Annotated in this window: 16 protein-coding genes; 2 read left to right on the top strand and 14 right to left on the bottom strand. The window is 61.5% G+C overall.

All coding sequences use genetic code 11. The features are described from left to right. Positions 1-2: 2 nt before the first annotated feature. Positions 3-764: a uroporphyrinogen-III C-methyltransferase gene (cobA, locus tag AC07Y9_RS01475; RefSeq protein WP_102678793.1), complete on the top strand. Its 762-nt coding sequence runs from the start codon at positions 3-5 to the stop codon at positions 762-764. A 77-nt stretch (positions 765-841) separates the two neighbouring features. Here the strand turns inward: cobA and AC07Y9_RS01480 are convergent, their stop codons facing one another. The 8 genes from AC07Y9_RS01480 to ppsA all read right to left on the bottom strand — a co-directional run bounded on the left by AC07Y9_RS01480 (position 842) and on the right by ppsA (position 8,978). After that, the gene (locus AC07Y9_RS01480; protein ID WP_007927525.1) at positions 842-1,828 is read right to left on the bottom strand and encodes an OmpA family protein; all 987 of its coding nucleotides are present in this window, start codon (positions 1,826-1,828) and stop codon (positions 842-844) included. A gap of 107 nt (positions 1,829-1,935) precedes the next feature. Continuing rightward, positions 1,936-2,526 (bottom strand): RNA polymerase sigma factor SigX, encoded by a 591-nt coding sequence (gene sigX / locus AC07Y9_RS01485; protein ID WP_009042922.1) that lies wholly within the window; start codon positions 2,524-2,526, stop codon positions 1,936-1,938. A gap of 88 nt (positions 2,527-2,614) precedes the next feature. Continuing rightward, positions 2,615-3,439, bottom strand: coding sequence for a mechanosensitive ion channel family protein (locus tag AC07Y9_RS01490; protein ID WP_053260260.1), 825 nt, complete (start codon positions 3,437-3,439; stop codon positions 2,615-2,617). A gap of 2 nt (positions 3,440-3,441) precedes the next feature. Then, positions 3,442-3,687, bottom strand: coding sequence for a hypothetical protein (locus AC07Y9_RS01495; protein WP_007927518.1), 246 nt, complete (start codon positions 3,685-3,687; stop codon positions 3,442-3,444). A 63-nt stretch (positions 3,688-3,750) separates the two neighbouring features. After that, positions 3,751-4,746: a zinc transporter ZntB gene (locus AC07Y9_RS01500; RefSeq protein ID WP_009042920.1), complete on the bottom strand. Its 996-nt coding sequence runs from the start codon at positions 4,744-4,746 to the stop codon at positions 3,751-3,753. A gap of 25 nt (positions 4,747-4,771) precedes the next feature. Then, the gene (gene rraA, locus AC07Y9_RS01505; protein ID WP_007927511.1) at positions 4,772-5,263 is read right to left on the bottom strand and encodes a ribonuclease E activity regulator RraA; all 492 of its coding nucleotides are present in this window, start codon (positions 5,261-5,263) and stop codon (positions 4,772-4,774) included. A gap of 249 nt (positions 5,264-5,512) precedes the next feature. Then, entirely contained in the window at positions 5,513-6,502 is a 990-nt protein-coding gene (locus tag AC07Y9_RS01510) for an alpha/beta fold hydrolase (protein ID WP_007927509.1), read from the bottom strand. Positions 6,503-6,602: 100 nt separating this feature from the next. After that, positions 6,603-8,978, bottom strand: coding sequence for a phosphoenolpyruvate synthase (ppsA, locus tag AC07Y9_RS01515; protein ID WP_102678792.1), 2,376 nt, complete (start codon positions 8,976-8,978; stop codon positions 6,603-6,605). A gap of 174 nt (positions 8,979-9,152) precedes the next feature. On the opposite strand from ppsA, the gene ppsR reads away from it, so the two are divergent. Next, positions 9,153-9,971 carry a posphoenolpyruvate synthetase regulatory kinase/phosphorylase PpsR gene (gene ppsR / locus AC07Y9_RS01520; protein WP_007927505.1) on the top strand — a complete coding sequence of 273 codons (819 nt, stop codon included), beginning with the start codon at positions 9,153-9,155 and terminating at the stop codon, positions 9,969-9,971. A gap of 122 nt (positions 9,972-10,093) precedes the next feature. Here ppsR and prpD read toward each other — a convergent pair whose 3' ends face one another. From prpD to AC07Y9_RS01550, 6 genes are all read right to left on the bottom strand, one after another. Beyond that, the gene (gene prpD / locus AC07Y9_RS01525; protein ID WP_102678791.1) at positions 10,094-11,578 is read right to left on the bottom strand and encodes a 2-methylcitrate dehydratase; all 1,485 of its coding nucleotides are present in this window, start codon (positions 11,576-11,578) and stop codon (positions 10,094-10,096) included. Between the two features lie 181 nt (positions 11,579-11,759). Then, positions 11,760-12,950, bottom strand: coding sequence for a 2-methylaconitate cis-trans isomerase PrpF (gene prpF, locus AC07Y9_RS01530; RefSeq protein WP_102678790.1), 1,191 nt, complete (start codon positions 12,948-12,950; stop codon positions 11,760-11,762). Positions 12,951-13,011: 61 nt separating this feature from the next. After that, a complete protein-coding gene (acnD, locus tag AC07Y9_RS01535) occupies positions 13,012-15,606 on the bottom strand; it encodes a Fe/S-dependent 2-methylisocitrate dehydratase AcnD (protein ID WP_102678871.1) in 2,595 nt (864 codons plus the stop codon). A 188-nt stretch (positions 15,607-15,794) separates the two neighbouring features. Then, the gene (gene prpC, locus AC07Y9_RS01540; RefSeq protein ID WP_087088669.1) at positions 15,795-16,922 is read right to left on the bottom strand and encodes a bifunctional 2-methylcitrate synthase/citrate synthase; all 1,128 of its coding nucleotides are present in this window, start codon (positions 16,920-16,922) and stop codon (positions 15,795-15,797) included. A 183-nt stretch (positions 16,923-17,105) separates the two neighbouring features. Beyond that, a complete protein-coding gene (prpB, locus tag AC07Y9_RS01545) occupies positions 17,106-18,002 on the bottom strand; it encodes a methylisocitrate lyase (protein ID WP_009042912.1) in 897 nt (298 codons plus the stop codon). Positions 18,003-18,013: 11 nt separating this feature from the next. After that, positions 18,014-18,709, bottom strand: a complete 696-nt coding sequence (locus AC07Y9_RS01550) for a GntR family transcriptional regulator (protein ID WP_102678789.1) — start codon at positions 18,707-18,709, stop codon at positions 18,014-18,016. Positions 18,710-18,734: the final 25 nt, after the last annotated feature.

Genomic DNA, 18,734 nt, shown 5'->3' on the forward strand with positions numbered 1-18,734 from the left:
ACATGAGCGCAAAAGTCTGGCTGGTGGGTGCGGGCCCTGGCGATCCTGAACTGCTGACCCTCAAGGCCGTGCGTGCCCTGGGCGAGGCGGATGTGGTGCTGATCGACGATCTGGTGAATCCGGCGGTGCTGGAACACTGCCCCCGGGCACGGGTCATCGCCGTGGGTAAACGCGGAGGCTGTCGTTCGACGCCCCAGGCGTTCATTCATCGGCTGATGTTGCGCTACGCCCGTCATGGCAAGTGCGTGGTACGCCTCAAGGGCGGCGATCCGTGCATCTTCGGCCGTGGCGGTGAAGAAGCGCAGTGGCTGCAGGAACGTGGCGTCGAGGTGGAACTGGTGAACGGCATCACGGCCGGCCTGGCGGGAGCTACCCAGTGCGGTATCCCGCTGACCCTGCGCGGTGTCGCCCGTGGCGTCACCCTGCTGACGGCCCATACCCAGGACGACAGCAGCCTGAACTGGCAAGCCCTGGCACAAAGCGGTACGACGTTGGTGATCTATATGGGAGTGGCCAAACTGGGTGAGATCCGTGAACAGCTGATCGCTGGCGGCCTGGCGCCGCATACCCCGGTGGCCATGATTGAAAACGCGTCCCTGCCCGAGCAACGGCTGTGTCGGAGCGATCTGCACGCCATGCAGGACGATGCCCATGCTTTCCAGCTGAAAAGCCCGGCCATCCTGGTCGTCGGCGAAGTGGCCGCTTGCGGTGCACAACTGCCCGCCCTTTCCAAAGCGGCCCTGGCGGCGGCATTCTCGGCCTGACTCCAGGCGCGTTCATCAAATCGCGGACAAAGAAAAACCCGGCCTAGGCCGGGTTTTTCAAAGCTGCAAGCTACAGATTACTGAGCTTGTTGAGCTTGTGCTTCAACCTGCGCTTCTACGCGACGGTTTACAGCGCGGCCAGCTTCAGTTGCGTTGTCAGCAACTGGGCGGGACTCACCGTAACCAACGGATTGAACGCGGCTCGACTCAACACCGTACTGGCTGGTCAGAACTTGCTTAACGGCGTTTGCACGACGCTCAGACAGCTTCTGGTTGTAAGCGTCAGGACCGACGGAGTCAGTGTGACCTTCAACAACGGTGGTGGTTTGTGGGTACTGCTTCATGAAGTCAGCGAGGTTCTTGATGTCAGCGTAGCTGTTAGGCTTAACGACCGACTTGTCGAAGTCGAACTTCACGTCCAGCTCAACACGAACAACTTCAGCAACCGGAGCTTCTGGTTCTGGAGTTGGCTCTGGAACTGGAGCAGGAGCTGGAGCAACCTTGCCAGCGTTGCCGCCGAAGTTCACACCCAGACCAACCAGAGCGGAGTAGTCCCACTTGCCGTTGTCCATTGCGTAGTCGGCTTCAACGCCGGCACGAGCGAACAGGTTGTCGGTGAAGTAGTACTTAACACCGGTACCGATGATAGCCAGGGTCGACTGGTCGCGACCGCTGTGGCCGTCAGCCAGGACGTTGGTACGGCTCTGGTGACCGAAACCACCGGAAACGTATGGACGCAGGGAGTCCACGCCAGCTTGACCGAAGTGGTAGGTAGCCAGCAGGCTGCCGGTGTCACCTTTGATCTTCTGGTTGCCAGTGCCGTCGTTCGAACGGGTGTGGTTGGTTTTGTCGTAGTTCAGGTCCAACGACAGGTCATCGGTCAGGAAGTAGCCGATACGAGCGCCTGGGTTGAAGCCGTCTTCGATGTGCTTAACGCTGTCGTTGTACTGTTTTTTGTAAAACAGTTCACCCTCGACCGCGCCTTGGCCTTGCGCCAGAACGCCGAACGAAGTCACGGCAACAATAGAACCAATGGCAATGCCCAAGGTGTTTTTCAGTTTCATCCGTTAAATCCCCATCTGGTGATTGTAAAGCAGTCCCACATACCGGGGGACAACTCGGCGGTAAGTCTATCAGAACTTACCTAGACGTAAGAGATATTTGCGCCGAACTAAGTTTCAGCAATGCCTGCAAATTTCTCACGCAATTTATCAAGCGCACGCTTGTACCGCATTTTCGTAGCACTCAACCCCATGTGCATGATGTCTGCGATCTCCTGGAACTCCAGTTCTGCGACGAATCGTAGCACCAGAATCTCCCGATCGATCGGGTTCACATGCACCAACCAGCGGTCAAGTCCGCCCTTTTCCTCAGGTTTCGGCGCCTTATCTTCAGACGCTTCCTCGAGGGGATCAAGACTTAACGCATCCATCAAGCGACGTTTCCGCCGTTCTTTCCGATACTGTGTGATGCATTCGTTGTACGTGATGCTATAGAGCCATGTCTTGAACTTCGATTTCCCCTCGAAGTTCTTGAGGCCATACAGCACCTTCAACATCACCTCCTGACAGACATCGTCAGCATCACGATCGTTCCCTAAATAACGAGCACAAACGTTGAAGAGGGTTCGCTGATAGCGTCGCATCAACTCTTCATACGCACGCGTTACGTGAAACAGCTCCGTGTGCGAGCGCGCAACCAACTCCTCGTCAGAGAGCTCACGGGGGTCATAGCGCGTGGATAGCGATTGGGCTTTATTCAAAACGAGTCGGGCCGACAGTCAGGTCAATGTCCACCGCAGCCCAGACACGGGCATTTTGCGGCGGCATACATTAGCAGGGTTTGCCGGGTTAGCGGCTACTTACATGCTGCTCCAGCAGGATCCGATTGGAGAGCGAGACCAGCTCGCCCTCATCGGTCAGCAGTGTAGTCTTAACCGTGCCGATCTCCTCGATCTGCCCTTCGACCTCGCCAACTCGCACTTGTTGCCCAACCTGATACAACTCACGCACATAGATTCCCGCAAGAATCTGACCGGCAATATCCCGGCTTCCCAACCCCATGGCCAAGGCAACAGCCAGACCAACGGTAATCAAAACGATCACGATCACATGGTTGAGCAGGTCGGTTTTGACCTCCAACTGACTGATCGCAACGGAAATACTAATGATGATCACCAGCCCCTGGGCGATTCGCCCCAGGCCACTGGCGTAATCCAGACCGACCCCTTCGGCCGCTCCGCGCACCAGCCCATTGGCCAATTGCGCCAGCAATACCCCCACCAACAGCACCAGCGCGGCCCCGAAAACCTTCGGTAAATACAACGCCAGCATGTCGAGCGTAGCCGAAACCCGCTCCAGGCCAAGGGATTCTGCAGCAGAAACCAGAAAAATCAGTAATACGAACCAATACACGATTTTACCGATCAAGGTAGAAATCGGTACCTGCAAGCCCGCGCGGGACAGCAGTTTGGTCAAACCGGTACCGCCCATCAAACGGTCCAGGCCCAGTTTGGCGAGCAATTTGGAAAGCAGGGTATCAAGCAGTTTGGCAACTACAAAACCCAGCAGCAGCACGACCAGCGCGCCAAACAGATTGGGAATGAAGTTCGCTACCTTGGTCCACAACGCAGTCATCGCAGTGACGAGGCTCTGAGTCCAGAGATCAAGTTCCATATTCAATCAGCCTTATCAGCAGTGCGAGCAGTAGGTTTACGACGGGAAACCGGCGAGATATGGGCCGATCCGTTATTCAGAGCAATCATCAGCGCCGGCAACCAGCGGCCGAGCAGGCTGAACAGATCGCCCGCCCCCACCTGCCGGTTGGCGGTTTTCAGTACGCGGCCCAGGCACGCATCGTCGTCCCGGGTGGACGGTGTGGCCTTGAGCATGTCACGCAACGACTGTTCAAACGGATCGTGCATACGCACCTCTCGATATGTCAGTGAAAGACGCGATCAAAATTCCTTGGGTCACATAGTTCATGATCAGACCCAGCGCAAACGTCGGAATAACCACCACTGTCCCAGCGCAACCAGCGCCATCAACAGGCAGGCCACCAGAAACCCGTAGGGGCTGTTGGAAAGCGGAATGCCTCCCACGTTGATCCCCAGCAAGCCGGCCAGAAAACTCATCGGCAGAAAGATCCCGGTGATGATTCCGAAGCGAAACATGATGCGGTTCATGCGCACGCTCAGGCGCCGGTCTTCGGCCTCCAGCACAAGCCCCACGCGCTCTCGGGTCAATTCGAGCTCTTCCAGGTAGCGGGTCAGGCTGTTGTTCAATTCGTTCCAGTAATCGCCATCGTCATCGGCGAACCAAGGCAGCCTGATGCGGCTGAGCTGACCGAAAATATCCCGCTGCGGAGCGAGGAAACGCTTGAGTCCGGCAGCCCGTCGACGAATCTGCAGAATGTTGCTGTGCTCGGGGGTATACCGTTCGTCGGCATCCAGTTTTTCTTCCTCGGCATCGACCACTTCCGACAGGTCGCTGACCAGGTCCTGCACTTTATGGGTCAGGTACTCAGCCATATAAAGGATGAGTTCGGAAGCGGTTTTCGGTCCCTTGCCTTCGCCCAGTTGCACCAGCAGCTCATCGGTCGCGCGCAATGGCCGCAGGCGCAGGGAGATCACTCGCTGGGCCGAACCGAAGATGCGTACCGAAACCATGTCCTCCGGCTCGGCGCCGGGGTTGAGGTTGATGCCGCGTAAAAACAGCAGGAACTCGGAGTCCGGCAGCGCCAACAGGCGCGGCCGGGTGTTTTCTTCGAGTAAAAGGTCACAGCTGAACTCACTCAGACCGCTGGATTTACGCAGCCAGGTCTGGGTTTGCGGATGGCTGCGATCCCAATGCAGCCAGAGGCTCTCATGGGCTTGCAGCTGCAAGTCGTCCAGTTCAGTTCGGGCAATTGCACGCGCACCACCTTTACCGTCCAGCACCAGGGCATGTACCAGCCCCCATTGCGCGTTGTCTTCCTCGAACATCCTCATCCCTTGCTTGGTCGACTGCTTATTCGGGCATTTTCAGCGGGCTTGGCGAAACGATCACGCCATTGTTGTCGGCATAGACATATTCGCCCGGACGGAAAGTCACCCCGGCAAAAGTCACCACCACGTTGAGATCGCCAATACCGCGCTTGTCGGTTTTCATCGGGTGGCTGGCCAGCGCCTGAACGCCCAGGTCGGTTTGCGCGATGACATCGACATCACGGATGCAACCGTAGATCACCAGCCCTTCCCAACCGTTCTTCGCCGCCTTCTCGGCCAGCATATCGCCCAGCAGCGCACGGCGCAGGGAGCCGCCACCGTCGACCACCAGCACCTTGCCGTGGCCCTTGAGCTCGACCTGTTCCTTGACCAGCGAGTTGTCTTCGAAGCATTTGATGGTCACGATTTCGCCGCCAAAGGAGTCGCGGCCACCGAAATTGCTGAACATCGGTTCAACCACCTGTACCAGATCCGGGTAGGCGTCGCACAGGTCGGGAGTGAGGTAATGATTCATCGAGAAACTCCTGTAATGGAAAGAACACGTCGCGGTGTCGGAATTCGCAGGGTTCATGCTGAGTGATACGAGGGCAGACGGAGAATGTTTAACATTTCAGCCAGCCCTCACCATACGCCAATTTCAGCAGGCTCGGCGGCACGAACAGAATACTTGACCGGCGACCGAATGTGACCGGAACCGCTCAACGCGTCATATCTTAGCCGCAAGCGCATCGGAACGAAATGCTCTTGTCAGAGCCTTCTGAACTCAGCTGGCGGCAGCCAGTTCGGTGCCCGACGCCAACAACGGGCTCTGCTGATCCTTCAACCAACGCGCGACCAAAGGCCAGACTTCAGCCTGGGCCGCTTTGCTCACCAGCATCTCCACATGGCCGAAATTGCCGCTGAACCCTTGTTCGCGTCCCAGGCAGACAAACTGCTTATGCTCGGAACTCAACTGGTCAAACAGCTTGCGACAAGCCCAGGTCGGATCCTGATGATCCCCGGCCGCGCTCACCGCCAATACCGGCAGCGAAACATCGGACAAACCGGCCCACCAGTCCTTCTGCCCATCGCCGAAACGCCCGAACAGCCCGTACCAGCGCATGCCTTCCAGGGCCAGGCCAATGGGCTCGTCCTCGGGACCGCGCTTGAGTCGCGAGCCAGACAACTGGGCAAAACGCTTGAGAATGAATCGACCGCCCCACTCCACCGCCGGGATTTTCAATGGCCAATAGGTGCGACTGACCTGACAGCCGAACAGCGCCGCCGACGCCACTGCCGGCTCTCCCAGGTACTGGCCGCCCAGGGCCGCCGCCAGGGTAATGCCGCCCAGGGAATGACCGATCCAGTGCGGAACCTGGCCGCTTTGTTCCCGCACGAAGGCGCCGATGGCGGGCAGATCGTATTGCGCATAGTCAGCGACGCGATTCTTGCGGTAGTCGGCATTGCGTCGCGACAGGCCGTGACCGCGCATCTCGGGGATCCATACATCGAAACCCATGCGCGCCAGATACGCGCCCAGGCCGATGCCCTTGGGCGAATACCAGAAGCGCCGATTGGAAAAGCTGCCGTGCAGCAGGATCACCGGGACACCGCGGGATTCGGGCTCGTCCGCCATCCCCAGGCGGGTGACGGCCAGCTCGACTGTGGCGTCCGGGCTGTTGCCGGGCTTCAGGCGGTAGACGTCTTCACTCAGGTCGCCTCGACGTTCGGCACTGATCAAGGCGACGGGAAACAGGTTGCTGCTGCTTTGCATAATGCTCTTGCACAAAAAAGGGCGGCTTCCAGATGGAGCCCGCCCTACTTGAATCTCAAAGCCTCGGCCAGCCCGAAGGCTGGCCGAGGCTTCATTCCGCTTAGACCGCACTCTGGCCCTCGGCCAGGAAGAACCAGGTTTCCAGTACGGAATCCGGGTTCAGCGAGACACTTTCGATGCCCTGTTCCATCAGCCACTTGGCCAGGTCCGGATGGTCGGACGGGCCCTGGCCGCAAATACCGATGTATTTGCCGGCCTTGTTGCAGGCGGCGATAGCGTTGGCCAACAGTTTCTTGACCGCCGGATTACGCTCGTCGAACAGGTGCGCGATGATGCCCGAATCGCGGTCCAGGCCCAGGGTCAGCTGGGTCAGGTCGTTGGAGCCGATGGAGAAGCCGTCGAAGAACTCGAGGAACTCTTCGGCCAGGATCGCGTTGGAAGGCAGCTCGCACATCATAATCACGCGCAGGCCGTTTTCACCGCGCTTGAGGCCGTTTTCAGCCAGCAGATCCACCACCTGGCTGGCTTCGCCCAGGGTGCGGACGAACGGCACCATGATCTCGACGTTGGTCAGGCCCATGTCGTTACGCACGCGCTTGAGGGCGCGGCATTCGAGCTCGAAGCAGTCACGGAAGGCTTCGCTGATGTAACGCGAAGCACCGCGGAAGCCCAGCATCGGGTTTTCTTCTTCCGGCTCGTAGAGCTTGCCGCCGATCAGGTTGGCGTATTCGTTGGACTTGAAGTCCGACAGGCGCACGATGACCTTTTTCGGCCAGAACGCCGCAGCCAGGGTGCTGATGCCTTCAACCAGCTTGTCGACGTAAAAACCGACCGGCTCGTTGTAACCGGCGATACGCTTGTCGACGCTGTCCTTGATTTCATGGGGCAGGCCAGCGTAGTTCAGCAGCGCCTTGGGGTGCACGCCGATCATGCGGTTGATGATGAACTCCAGGCGGGCCAGGCCCACACCGGCGTTCGGCAGCTGGGCGAAGTCGAAGGCGCGGTCCGGGTTGCCGACGTTCATCATGATCTTGAACGGCAGCTCCGGCATGGCGTCGACGGAGTTTTTCTTCACGTCGAAGCCCAGCTCGCCTTCGAAGATGAAACCGGTGTCGCCTTCAGCGCAGGACACGGTCACGCCCTGGCCGTCTTTCAACAGTTCGGTGGCATTGCCGCAACCGACAACGGCCGGAATCCCCAGCTCGCGCGCGATGATCGCGGCGTGGCAGGTACGGCCGCCACGGTTGGTAACGATGGCGCTGGCGCGCTTCATCACCGGTTCCCAGTCCGGGTCGGTCATGTCGGATACCAGCACGTCGCCGGCCTGGACCTTGTCCATCTCCGACACGTCCTTGATGATCCGCACCTTGCCGGCGCCGATGCGCTGGCCGATGGCGCGACCTTCCACCAGCACGGTGCCGGTTTCCTTCAACAGGTAACGTTCCATGACGTTGGCCTGGGTGCGGCTCTTCACGGTTTCCGGACGGGCCTGGACGATGTACAGCTTGCCGTCGTCGCCGTCTTTGGCCCATTCGATGTCCATCGGGCACTTGTAGTGCTTCTCGATGATCATCGCCTGCTTGGCCAGCTCGCTGACTTCGACATCGGTCAGGCAGAAACGCGCGCGATCGGCCTTGTCGACGTCGACGGTCTTGACCGAGCGACCGGCCTTGGCTTCGTCGCCGTAGATCATCTTGATCGCCTTGCTGCCCAGGTTGCGGCGCAGGATGGCCGGGCGACCGGCTTGCAGGGTGCCCTTGTGGACGTAGAACTCGTCCGGGTTCACCGCACCTTGAACGACGGTTTCACCCAGGCCGTAGGCGCCGGTGATGAATACCACGTCACGGAAGCCCGACTCGGTGTCGAGGGTGAACATCACGCCGGCGGTACCGGTTTCCGAACGCACCATGCGCTGCACGCCGGCAGACAGGGCGACCAGCTTGTGGTCGAAGCCCTGGTGCACGCGGTAGGAAATGGCGCGGTCGTTGAACAGGGAAGCGAAGACTTCCTTGGCGGCGCGAATGACGTTCTCGACGCCACGGATATTGAGGAAGGTTTCCTGCTGGCCGGCGAAGGAAGCGTCCGGCAGGTCTTCGGCGGTGGCCGAGGAGCGCACGGCCACGGCCATGTCAGGGTTGCCCGCGGACAGCTTGGCGAACGCGGTGCGGATTTCGCTATTCAGTTGCTCGGGGAACTCGGCTTCCATGATCCATTGACGGATCTGCGCGCCGGTCTTGGCCAGGGCATTCACGTCATCGACGTCCAGGGCGTCGAGCGCGGCGTGGATCTGGTCGTTAAGACCGCTCAATTCGAGAAAATCACGATAGGCCTGGGCCGTCGTGGCAAAGCCTCCAGGGACGGATACACCGGCGCCTGCAAGGTTACTGATCATCTCGCCCAGGGATGCGTTCTTGCCCCCCACATGCTCTACATCATGGACGCCGAGCTTATCGAGGGAAACTACGTACTCTACCAAGGTGATCTCTCCACTAACTGTGTTGGAAAAGCTCAGAAGCCGGCTGCTCGGGGGAGCGCTTGCCAGCTGTATGGCCTGGACCTGGAAAATAAGTGAGAATGCGGGCCATTGGAGGCCGGCAAATCGCGCCTATCATATCCAAGATTCGTCACTAGCTTAAGGCCCAAGGTGCAAATGAAACGATCTGCTTTCTTTATCTCCGACGGTACCGGCATCACCGCTGAAACCCTCGGCCAGAGCCTCCTGGCGCAGTTCGAAAACATTACCTTCAGCAAAATCACGCGACCGTATATCGACAGCGTAGATAAAGCGCGGGCCATGGTACAACAAATCAACATCGCCGCCGAAAAGGACGGATTTCGCCCGATTATCTTCGACACCATCGTCAATCAGGACATCCGTGAGATCCTCGCGACGTCCAATGGTTTCATGATCGACATCTTCTCGACCTTCCTCGCCCCCCTGGAGCTGGAGTTGAGCGAGCACTCGTCGTACTCGGTCGGCAAGTCCCACTCCATTGGCGGCAACTCCAACTATATGGAGCGGATCGAGGCGGTGAACTTCGCCCTCGATAACGACGACGGCGCCCGTACCCACTACTACGACAAGGCCGACCTGATCCTGGTCGGCGTGTCGCGCTGCGGCAAGACCCCGACCTGCCTGTACATGGCCATGCAGTTCGGGATCCGCGCCGCCAACTACCCGCTGACCGAAGACGACATGGAACGCCTGCAGCTGCCGACGGCCCTGCGCGCGCACCAGCACAAGCTGTTCGGCCTGACCATCGACCCCGACCGGCTTACCGCCATCCGCAACGAGCGCAAGCCCAACAGCCGTTATTCGAGCTACGCCCAGTGCGAGTTCGAAGTGCGCGAGGTGGAAAACCTGTTCCGCCGCGAGAACATTCCGCACATCAATTCCACCCATTTCTCGGTGGAAGAGATCTCGGCGAAGATCCTCGTGGAAAAAGGCGTCGAGCGGCGCTTCAAGTAGCGTTATCTGAGCAATAGAAGGCTATTGCGAGTAATCGAGCGTCGACCGGCTGCCCCTACATGGCTTACAAGATCTTGTAGGAGCGAGCTTGCTCGCGATCAGACCAACGGTCCGTCCTGCCCTCAAATCACCAACAGGTCCACGAACCGGTGCACCGCCGTGGCTTCCAGCTGCGCCTGGTCCTTGCACAGGGCAAAGATCTGCGCTGAACGCTGGGCCGTGAAGCGGGTGGCCAGGTTGGCCTTGAACTTGTCTTCCAGCAGCGCAATGCCTTCGGCGCGACGCCGGCGATGGCCAATCGGGTATTCCACCACCACCTGCTCGGTGCTCGAGCCATCCTTGAAAAATACCTGTAGCGCATTGGCGATGGAGCGCTTGTCGGCCTCCAGGTACTCGCGGGTGTAGCGCGGCTCTTCGACTATCTGCATCTTCTCGCGCAACTGATCGATGATCGGGTGGGCGGCATGGAAGCCGTCTTCATAGTGCTCGGCCACCAGGTTGCCGAACGCCAGCGGCACGGCGGTCATGTACTGGATGCAGTGGTCGCGGTCGGCGGCGTTGGCCAGTGGGCCCACCTTGGAAATGATGCGGATCGCCGATTCGTGGGTGGTGATGACGATCCTGTCGATCTCGTGCAGGCGATTGCGCACCAGCGGGTGCAGGGTCACCGCCGCTTCACAGGCGGTCTGCGCATGGAACTCGGCCGGGAAGCTGATCTTGAACAGCACGTTTTCCATCACATAGCTGCCGTACTGCTGCGACAGGCTGAAACGGCGCTGGTCTTCGGGCTTGAGCGCCAGGTCCTTGTTGGTGTGGCTGAACAGCACGTCGTAGAAGCCCCACTGCGGCGCGCTCAGCACTCCCGGGATGCCCATCTCGCCACGCAGGGCGATATCCGCCAGGCGCACGCCACGGCTGGTGGCATCCCCCGCCGCCCAGGATTTGCGCGAACCGGCGTTCGGCGCATGGCGGTAGGTACGCAGCGCCTGACCATCGACAAAGGCATGGGACAGCGCCGCCAGCAACTGCTCGCGGTTGGCCCCCATCAACTTGGCGGTGACCGCGGTCGAGGCGACTTTCACCAGCAGCACATGGTCGAGGCCGACCCGGTTGAAGGAGTTTTCCAGGGCAATCACCCCCTGGATCTCATGGGCCATGATCATGGCCTCGAGCACCGCGCGCATGGTCAGCGGCGCTTCGCCATTGGCCACACGCTTTTGCGACAGGTGATCGGCCACGGCGAGGATGCCACCGAGGTTGTCGGAAGGATGGCCCCACTCGGCGGCGAGCCAGGTGTCGTTGTAATCCAGCCAACGGACAATGCAGCCGATATCCCAGGCCGCCTTGACCGGGTCCAGGCGCAAGCGGGTGCCCGGCACCCGCGCACCAAACGGCACGACCGTGCCCTCCACTATCGGCCCCAGGTGCTTGGTGCACTCCGGAAAGCGCAGGGCCAGCAGGCCGCAGCCGAGGGTGTCCATCAGGCAGTTGCGGGCGGTATCCAGAGCCTCGCGTGACTCGATCCGATAGTTCAGAACGTAGTCGGCGATGTCCTGCAGGACCTGGTCGTAATCGGGGCGTTCGTTCAGATCAACATTGGCGCTCATGGGCAGTTCACTCCATCAAGGGTTGGGTTGCATCCTCAAGGTCAGGCTGATCGGGTTATTTTTTTATTCACCCCATTGTAGGAGCGAGCTTGCTCGCGATGACGGATGAACTGTCGGCATCGATGTCGACAGTGGTATCGCTATCGCGAGCAAGCTCGCTCCTACAGGGGCCGTTTATGATTTAGAACGCGTCGCCGGGCACACGTACCCAGCCTTCCATCAAGACCCGCGCGCTACGACTCATGATGGCCTTGGTCACGCTCCATTCGCCGTTGTCCTGCACGGCTTCGGCGCCGACGCGCAGGGTTCCCGACGGGTGGCCGAAACGCACCGCGCTGCGCTCACCGCCGCCGGCCGCCAGGTTGACCAGGGTCCCGGGGATCGCCGCCGCCGTGCCAATGGCCACCGCGGCGGTGCCCATCATCGCGTGGTGCAGCTTGCCCATGGACAGCGCGCGCACCAGCAGATCGACATCCGCGGCCTGCACCGCCTTGCCGCTGGAAGCCTGGTAGCCCGCGGGCGGCGCGACAAAGGCGACCTTGGGCGTGTGCTGACGCTTGGCCGCTTCATCCAGATTCTGGATCAGCCCCATGCGCAGCGCGCCGTGGGCGCGGATGGTCTCGAACATCGCCAACGCCTTGGGGTCGCCGTTGATATCGCCCTGCAGCTCGGTACCGCTGTAGCCGATGTCGCGGGCGTTGATGAAAATCGTCGGGATCCCGGCATTGATCATGGTGGCCTGGAAAGTCCCGACGCCCGGCACCTCCAGGTCGTCCACCAAGTTGCCGGTGGGGAACATCGAACCACCGGCGCCCTCTTCCTCGGCCGCCGGGTCAAGGAACTCCAACTGCACTTCGGCCGCCGGGAAAGTCACCCCGTCCAGCTCGAAATCACCGGTTTCCTGGACCGCGCCGTTGGTGATCGGCACGTGGGCGATGATGGTCTTGCCGATATTGGCCTGCCAGATACGCACCACCGCCACGCCGTTCTGCGCAATGCACTCGGCATCCACCAGGCCGCTGCTGATGGCGAAGGAACCGACCGCCGCCGACAGGTTGCCGCAGTTGCCGCTCCAGTCGACGAAAGGTTTGTCGATGGACACCTGGCCAAACAGGTAATCCACGTCGTGGCCGGGCTTGATGCTTTTCGACAGGATCACCGTCTTGCTGGTGCTGGACGTGGCGCCGCCCATGCCGTCGATCTGCTTGTCGTACGGGTCGGGGCTGCCGATCACCCGCAACAGCAAGGCATCGCGGGCCGCGCCCGGCAGCTGCGCCGCCTCGGGCAGGTCCTGCAGGCTGAAGAACACACCCTTGCTGGTGCCGCCCCGCATATAGGTGGCGGGAATCTTGATTTGCGCTACGAAAGCCATGAGTTTTCGGTCCTGATAAAGACCGAGGGCGGCGCCTTGCGGCCCGCCCCCGGTACGTCACTTAACTGGCCACAGCCGATTCGAGGAAGTCCTGGGCAAAGCGCTGCAACACCCCGCCCGCTTCGTAGATCGACACCTCTTCGGCGGTGTCGAGCCGGCAGGTCACCGGCACCTCGACCCGCTCGCCGTTCTTGCGCTGGATCACCAGGGTCAGCGTGGCGCGCGGCTTGCGCTCGCCCACCACATCGAAGGTTTCGGTGCCGTCGATGCCCAGGGTCTTGCGGTCGGTGCCCGGCTTGAACTCCAGCGGCAGCACGCCCATGCCCACCAGGTTGGTGCGGTGGATGCGCTCGAAGCCTTCGGCGGCGATGGCTTCCACCCCGGCCAGGCGCACGCCCTTGGCCGCCCAGTCACGGGACGAACCCTGGCCGTAGTCGGCGCCGGCGATGATGATCAGCGGCTGCTTGCGCTGCATATAGGTCTCGATGGCTTCCCACATCCGGGTGACCTGGCCTTCCGGCTCGATCCGCGCCAGCGAACCCTGCTTGACCTTGCCGCCTTCCTGGACCATTTCGTTGAACAGTTTCGGGTTGGCGAAGGTCGCGCGTTGCGCGGTCAGGTGGTCGCCCCGGTGGGTCGCGTAAGAGTTGAAGTCCTCTTCCGGCAGGCCCATTTTCGCCAGGTACTCGCCGGCCGCGCTGTCGAGCATGATGGCGTTGGACGGCGACAGGTGATCGGTGGTGATGTTGTCCGGCAGCACTGCCAGCGGGCGCATGCCAGTCAGGCTGCGCACCCCGGCCAGGGCGCCTTCCCAGTACGGCGGACGGCGGATGTAGGTGCTCATCTCACGCCAGTCGTACAACGGCTCGACCTTGGGCCCGGTGTCCTCATGAATGGCGAACATCGGGATGTACACCTTGCGGAACTGCTCCGGTTTCACCGAAGCCTTGACCACCGCGTCGATCTCTTCGTCGCTCGGCCAGATGTCCTTGAGGCGGATTTCCTTGCCGTTGGCGTCCAGGCCCAGCACGTCCTTCTCGATGTCGAAACGGATGGTCCCGGCAATCGCATAAGCCACCACCAGCGGCGGCGATGCGAGGAACGCCTGCTTGGCGTATGGATGGATGCGCCCGTCGAAGTTGCGGTTGCCCGAAAGCACTGCGGTGGCATACAGGTCGCGGTCGATGATCTCTTTCTGGATCACCGGGTCCAGCGCGCCGGACATGCCGTTGCAGGTGGTGCAGGCGAAGGCCACGACGCCAAAGCCCAATTGCTCCAACTCCCTGGTCAGGCCCGCTTCGTCCAGGTACATGGCCACGGTCTTGGAACCCGGCGCCAGCGACGACTTGACCCAGGGTTTGCGGGTCAGGCCGAGTTTATTGGCGTTGCGCGCCAGCAGGCCGGCGGCGATCACGTTGCGCGGGTTGCTGGTGTTGGTGCAGCTGGTGATGGCCGCGATGATCACCGCGCCATCGGGCATTTGCCCCGGCACTTCTTCCCACTGGCCGGCGATGCCCTTGGCCGCCAGGTCGCTGGTCGCCACCCGGGCGTGGGGGTTGCTCGGGCCCGCCATGTTGCGCACCACCGAGGACAGGTCGAACTGCAAGCCGCGCTCGTACTGGGCATTTTTCAGGCTGTCGGCCCACAGGCCGGCCTGCTTGGCATAGGTCTCGACCAGCTGCACTTGCTCGTCTTCACGACCGGTGAGCTTGAGGTAGTCGATGGTCTGCTGGTCGATGTAGAACATCGCCGCGGTGGCGCCGTATTCCGGGGCCATGTTGGAGATGGTCGCGCGGTCGCCCAGGGTCAGCGCCGCAGCGCCCTCGCCGAAGAACTCCAGGTAGGCGCCCACCACCTTCTGCTTGCGCAGGAATTCGGTCAGCGCCAGCACCATATCGGTGGCGGTGATACCCGGTTGCAGCTTGCCGGTCAGCTCGACGCCGACGATTTCCGGCAGGCGCATCCAGGACGCCCGGCCGAGCATCACGCTTTCGGCTTCCAGGCCGCCGACGCCGATGGCGATCACGCCCAGGGCATCCACGTGCGGGGTGTGGCTGTCGGTGCCGACGCAGGTATCGGGGAAGGCCACGCCATCGCGCGCCTGGATCACCGGGGACATTTTCTCCAGGTTGATCTGGTGCATGATGCCGTTGCCCGGCGGGATCACGTCGACGTTCTTGAAGGCCTTCTTGGTCCAGTTGATGAAGTGGAAACGGTCTTCATTGCGCCGGTCTTCCACGGCGCGGTTCTTGGCGAACGCATCCGGGTCGAAGCCGCCGCACTCCACCGCCAGCGAGTGGTCGACGATCAACTGGGTCGGCACCACCGGGTTGACCTGGGCCGGGTCGCCGCCCTGGTCGGCGATGGCGTCACGCAGGCCGGCCAGGTCCACCAGGGCGGTCTGGCCAAGAATGTCGTGGCACACCACGCGGGCCGGAAACCACGGGAAGTCGAGGTCGCGCTTGCGCTCGATCAGTTGCTTCAGGGACGCGGTCAGGGTCGCCGGATCGCAGCGCCGCACCAGGTTTTCCGCGAGCACGCGCGAGGTGTACGGCAGGCTGTCGTAGGCGCCGGGCTGGATCGCCTCGACAGCCGCGCGGGTGTCGAAGTAGTCCAGTCGGGTACCGGGTAACGGTTTACGAAATTCAGTGTTCATCGTCAGGACTCGGTCACGGTGATTGCAAAAGGTGGTGCTGGCACCGGCACTGAACCGCCCTCTGTAGGAGCGAAGCTTGCTCGCGATAGCGGTGTAACGGTCGACATAGATGTTGAATGTCATTCCGTCTTCGCGAGCAAGCTCGCTCCTACAGGGCTTCGGGTTCAGCCAGTGACAGCGGCCACCGGTCAGCGACGTTCGATTGGCACGAACTTGCGCTGTTCAACGCCGACGTACTCGGCGCTTGGACGGATGATGCGATTGTTGGCGCGCTGTTCGAACACATGGGCGGCCCAGCCGGTCAGGCGCGAGCAGACGAAAATCGGGGTGAACAGCTTGGTCGGGATGCCCATGAAGTGGTACGCCGAGGCATGGTAGAAATCGGCGTTGGGGAACAGCTTCTTCTGCTCCCACATGGTCTTGTCGATGGCTTCGGAAACCGGGAACAACACCTTGTCGCCCACCTCAATGGCGAGCTTTTTCGACCACCCCTTGATCACCTCGTTGCGCGGGTCGTTGTCTTTGTAGATCGCGTGGCCGAAGCCCATGATCTTGTCCTTGCGCTCGAGCATGCCGAGGGTGCCCTTGATCGCCTCTTCCGGCGAAGCAAAGCGCTCGATCATCTCCATCGCCGCCTCGTTGGCGCCGCCGTGCAGCGGGCCGCGCAGCGAACCGATGGCCGCGGTGACGCAGGAGTACAGGTCCGACAGGGTCGAGGCACAGACCCGGGCAGTGAAGGTCGAGGCGTTGAATTCGTGCTCGGCGTAGAGGATCAGCGACACGTTCATCACCTTGGTGTGCAGCTCGCTCGGTTTCTTGCCGTGCAGCAAGTGCAGGAAGTGGCTGCCGATGCACGGCTCGTCGGTCACGCAATCGATGCGTTTGCCGTCGTGGCTGAAGCGGTACCAGTAGCACATGATCGCCGGGAAGGCGGCCAGCAGACGGTCGGTTTTGTCGCGCTGCTCGGAGAAATCCTGTTCCGGCTCGATATTGCCGAGGAACGAGCAGCCGGTGCGCATCACATCCATCGGATGGGCGTCCGCCGGAATGCGTTCCAGCACTTCCTTGAGCGCCTGCGGCAGGTCGCGCAGCTTGCTCAGCTTCCGGGTGTAGGCGTCCAGTTGCGCCTGGGTCGGCAGCTCGCCGTACAGCAGCAGGTAGGCCACTTCCTCGAACTGCGCGTCAGCCGCCAGTTCGCGGACGTCGTAACCCCGATAGGTCAGCCCGGCACCGGCCTGGCCCACGGTCGACAAGGCAGTCTGTCCGGCCACCTGGCCACGCAGGCCAGCGCCACTCAATACTTTTGCTTCGGCCATTGCTCTCTCCAATCTTGAATTTGTTAGGGAATCGGCAAATCGTCAAAACCAATACTGCTTTCTGTAGCCGCTGCCGCAGGCTGCGACAGGACCGAAGATCCTCCTGCGTCGAGAGGCGCGCCGCGGCCGTGCCTGCCGATCGCAGCCTGCGGCAGCGGCTACAGGTTTTGCATCAGTACGGCATCACCCCTTCTTCTGGGCGAACAGCGCATCGAGCTTCTGCTCGAAGGTGTGGTAGTCGATGCGGTCGTACAGTTCCATGCGGGTCTGCATGGTGTCGATCACGTTCTGCTGGGTGCCATCGCGACGGATCGCGGTGTAGACGTTCTCCGCCGCCTTGTTCATGGCGCGGAACGCCGACAGCGGGTACAACACCAGGGAAACATCCACGGATTTCAGTTGCTCGGTGGTGTACAGCGGCGTGGCGCCGAACTCGGTGATGTTGGCCAGGATCGGCGCTTTCACCCGGCTGGCGAAGATCTTGTACATCTCCAGTTCAGTGATGGCTTCCGGGAACACCATGTCGGCGCCGGCTTCGATGCAGGCGGCGGCGCGATCCAGGGCCGACTCCAGCCCCTCCACCGCCAGGGCGTCGGTGCGGGCCATGATCACGAAGCTGTCGTCGGTGCGGGCATCCACCGCGGCCTTGATGCGGTCGACCATTTCCTGCTGGGAAACGATCTCCTTGTTCGGCCGGTGGCCGCAGCGCTTGGCGCCGACCTGGTCCTCGATATGAATCGCCGCCGCGCCGAACTTGATCATCGACTTGACGGTGCGCGCCACGTTGAACGCCGACGAACCGAAACCGGTGTCCACGTCCACCAGCAGCGGCAGGTCGCAAACGTCGGTGATGCGGCGCACGTCGGTCAGCACGTCGTCCAGCCCGGTGATGCCCAGGTCCGGCACGCCGAGGGAGCCGGCCGCCACCCCGCCACCGGACAGGTAGATCGCCTTGAACCCGGCGCGCTTGGCCAGCAGCGCATGGTTGGCATTGATGGCGCCGACTACCTGTAACGGTCGTTCGCTGGCGACCGCATCGCGAAAGCGCTGGCCTGGAGTGCTCTTGTTGTTGGAACTCATGACTCACCTCTCTAGGGCGCGCACTCTGGAAAGTGACGGGCAATGTTGCGTTTGGAAGCACCGATGTGACGGCGCATCAACAACTCGGCCAGTTCGCCGTCGCGATCGGCAATGGCATCGAGAATCCGGTGGTGCTCGGCGAACGCCTGGTGCGGGCGATTGGGCGTGGCGGAAAACTGGATGCGGTACATGCGCACCAGTTGGTACAGCTCGCCGCAGAGCATCTGCGTGAGGGTGCTGTTGCCGGCGCCCTGGATGATCCGGTAATGGAAGTCGAAATCGCCTTCCTGCTGGTAGTAGCCGAGCCCGGCCTGAAATGCCGCGTCGCGCTCGTGGGTATCGAGGACCCGGCGCAGCTCGTCGATTTCCTCGTTGGTCATGCGCTCGGCGGCCAGGCGGCAGGCCATGCCTTCCAGGGATTCGCGGATTTCATAGAGCTCGATCAGTTCGGCATGGCTCAGGGACACCACCCGCGCCCCGACATGGGGCACCCGCACCAGCAGGCGCTGGCCTTCCAGACGGTGGATCGCCTCGCGCAAGGGGCCACGGCTGATGCCGTAGGTGCGCGCCAGTTCCGGCTCGGAAATCTTGCTGCCCGGGGCGATCTCGCCCTTGACGATGGCCGCCTGAATGCGTCTGAAGACGTTTTCGGACAAGGTTTCCGAATCGTCCTGCGTCACGGCGGGGGGATCGAGCTGATCCAACATATTGTCGACACCTTGAAAATCAATG

It is taken from the genome of Pseudomonas sp. GW456-L12, assembly GCF_059424045.1.

What these genes read in the sequence shown, in the direction of transcription:
- prpC (WP_087088669.1), bottom strand. Translation starts at nt 16,922, where the DNA reads ATGGCCGAAGCAAAAGTATTGAGTGGCGCTGGCCTGCGTGGCCAGGTG.
- AC07Y9_RS01490 (WP_053260260.1), bottom strand. Translation starts at nt 3,439, where the DNA reads ATGGAACTTGATCTCTGGACTCAGAGCCTCGTCACTGCGATGACTGCG.
- AC07Y9_RS01480 (WP_007927525.1), bottom strand. Translation starts at nt 1,828, where the DNA reads ATGAAACTGAAAAACACCTTGGGCATTGCCATTGGTTCTATTGTTGCC.
- acnD (WP_102678871.1), bottom strand. Translation starts at nt 15,606, where the DNA reads ATGAACACTGAATTTCGTAAACCGTTACCCGGTACCCGACTGGACTAC.
- AC07Y9_RS01510 (WP_007927509.1), bottom strand. Translation starts at nt 6,502, where the DNA reads ATGCAAAGCAGCAGCAACCTGTTTCCCGTCGCCTTGATCAGTGCCGAA.
- AC07Y9_RS01550 (WP_102678789.1), bottom strand. Translation starts at nt 18,709, where the DNA reads ATGTTGGATCAGCTCGATCCCCCCGCCGTGACGCAGGACGATTCGGAA.
- AC07Y9_RS01500 (WP_009042920.1), bottom strand. Translation starts at nt 4,746, where the DNA reads ATGTTCGAGGAAGACAACGCGCAATGGGGGCTGGTACATGCCCTGGTG.
- ppsR (WP_007927505.1), top strand. Translation starts at nt 9,153, where the DNA reads ATGAAACGATCTGCTTTCTTTATCTCCGACGGTACCGGCATCACCGCT.
- prpD (WP_102678791.1), bottom strand. Translation starts at nt 11,578, where the DNA reads ATGAGCGCCAATGTTGATCTGAACGAACGCCCCGATTACGACCAGGTC.
- prpB (WP_009042912.1), bottom strand. Translation starts at nt 18,002, where the DNA reads ATGAGTTCCAACAACAAGAGCACTCCAGGCCAGCGCTTTCGCGATGCG.
- prpF (WP_102678790.1), bottom strand. Translation starts at nt 12,950, where the DNA reads ATGGCTTTCGTAGCGCAAATCAAGATTCCCGCCACCTATATGCGGGGC.
- cobA (WP_102678793.1), top strand. Translation starts at nt 3, where the DNA reads ATGAGCGCAAAAGTCTGGCTGGTGGGTGCGGGCCCTGGCGATCCTGAA.
- AC07Y9_RS01495 (WP_007927518.1), bottom strand. Translation starts at nt 3,687, where the DNA reads ATGCACGATCCGTTTGAACAGTCGTTGCGTGACATGCTCAAGGCCACA.
- rraA (WP_007927511.1), bottom strand. Translation starts at nt 5,263, where the DNA reads ATGAATCATTACCTCACTCCCGACCTGTGCGACGCCTACCCGGATCTG.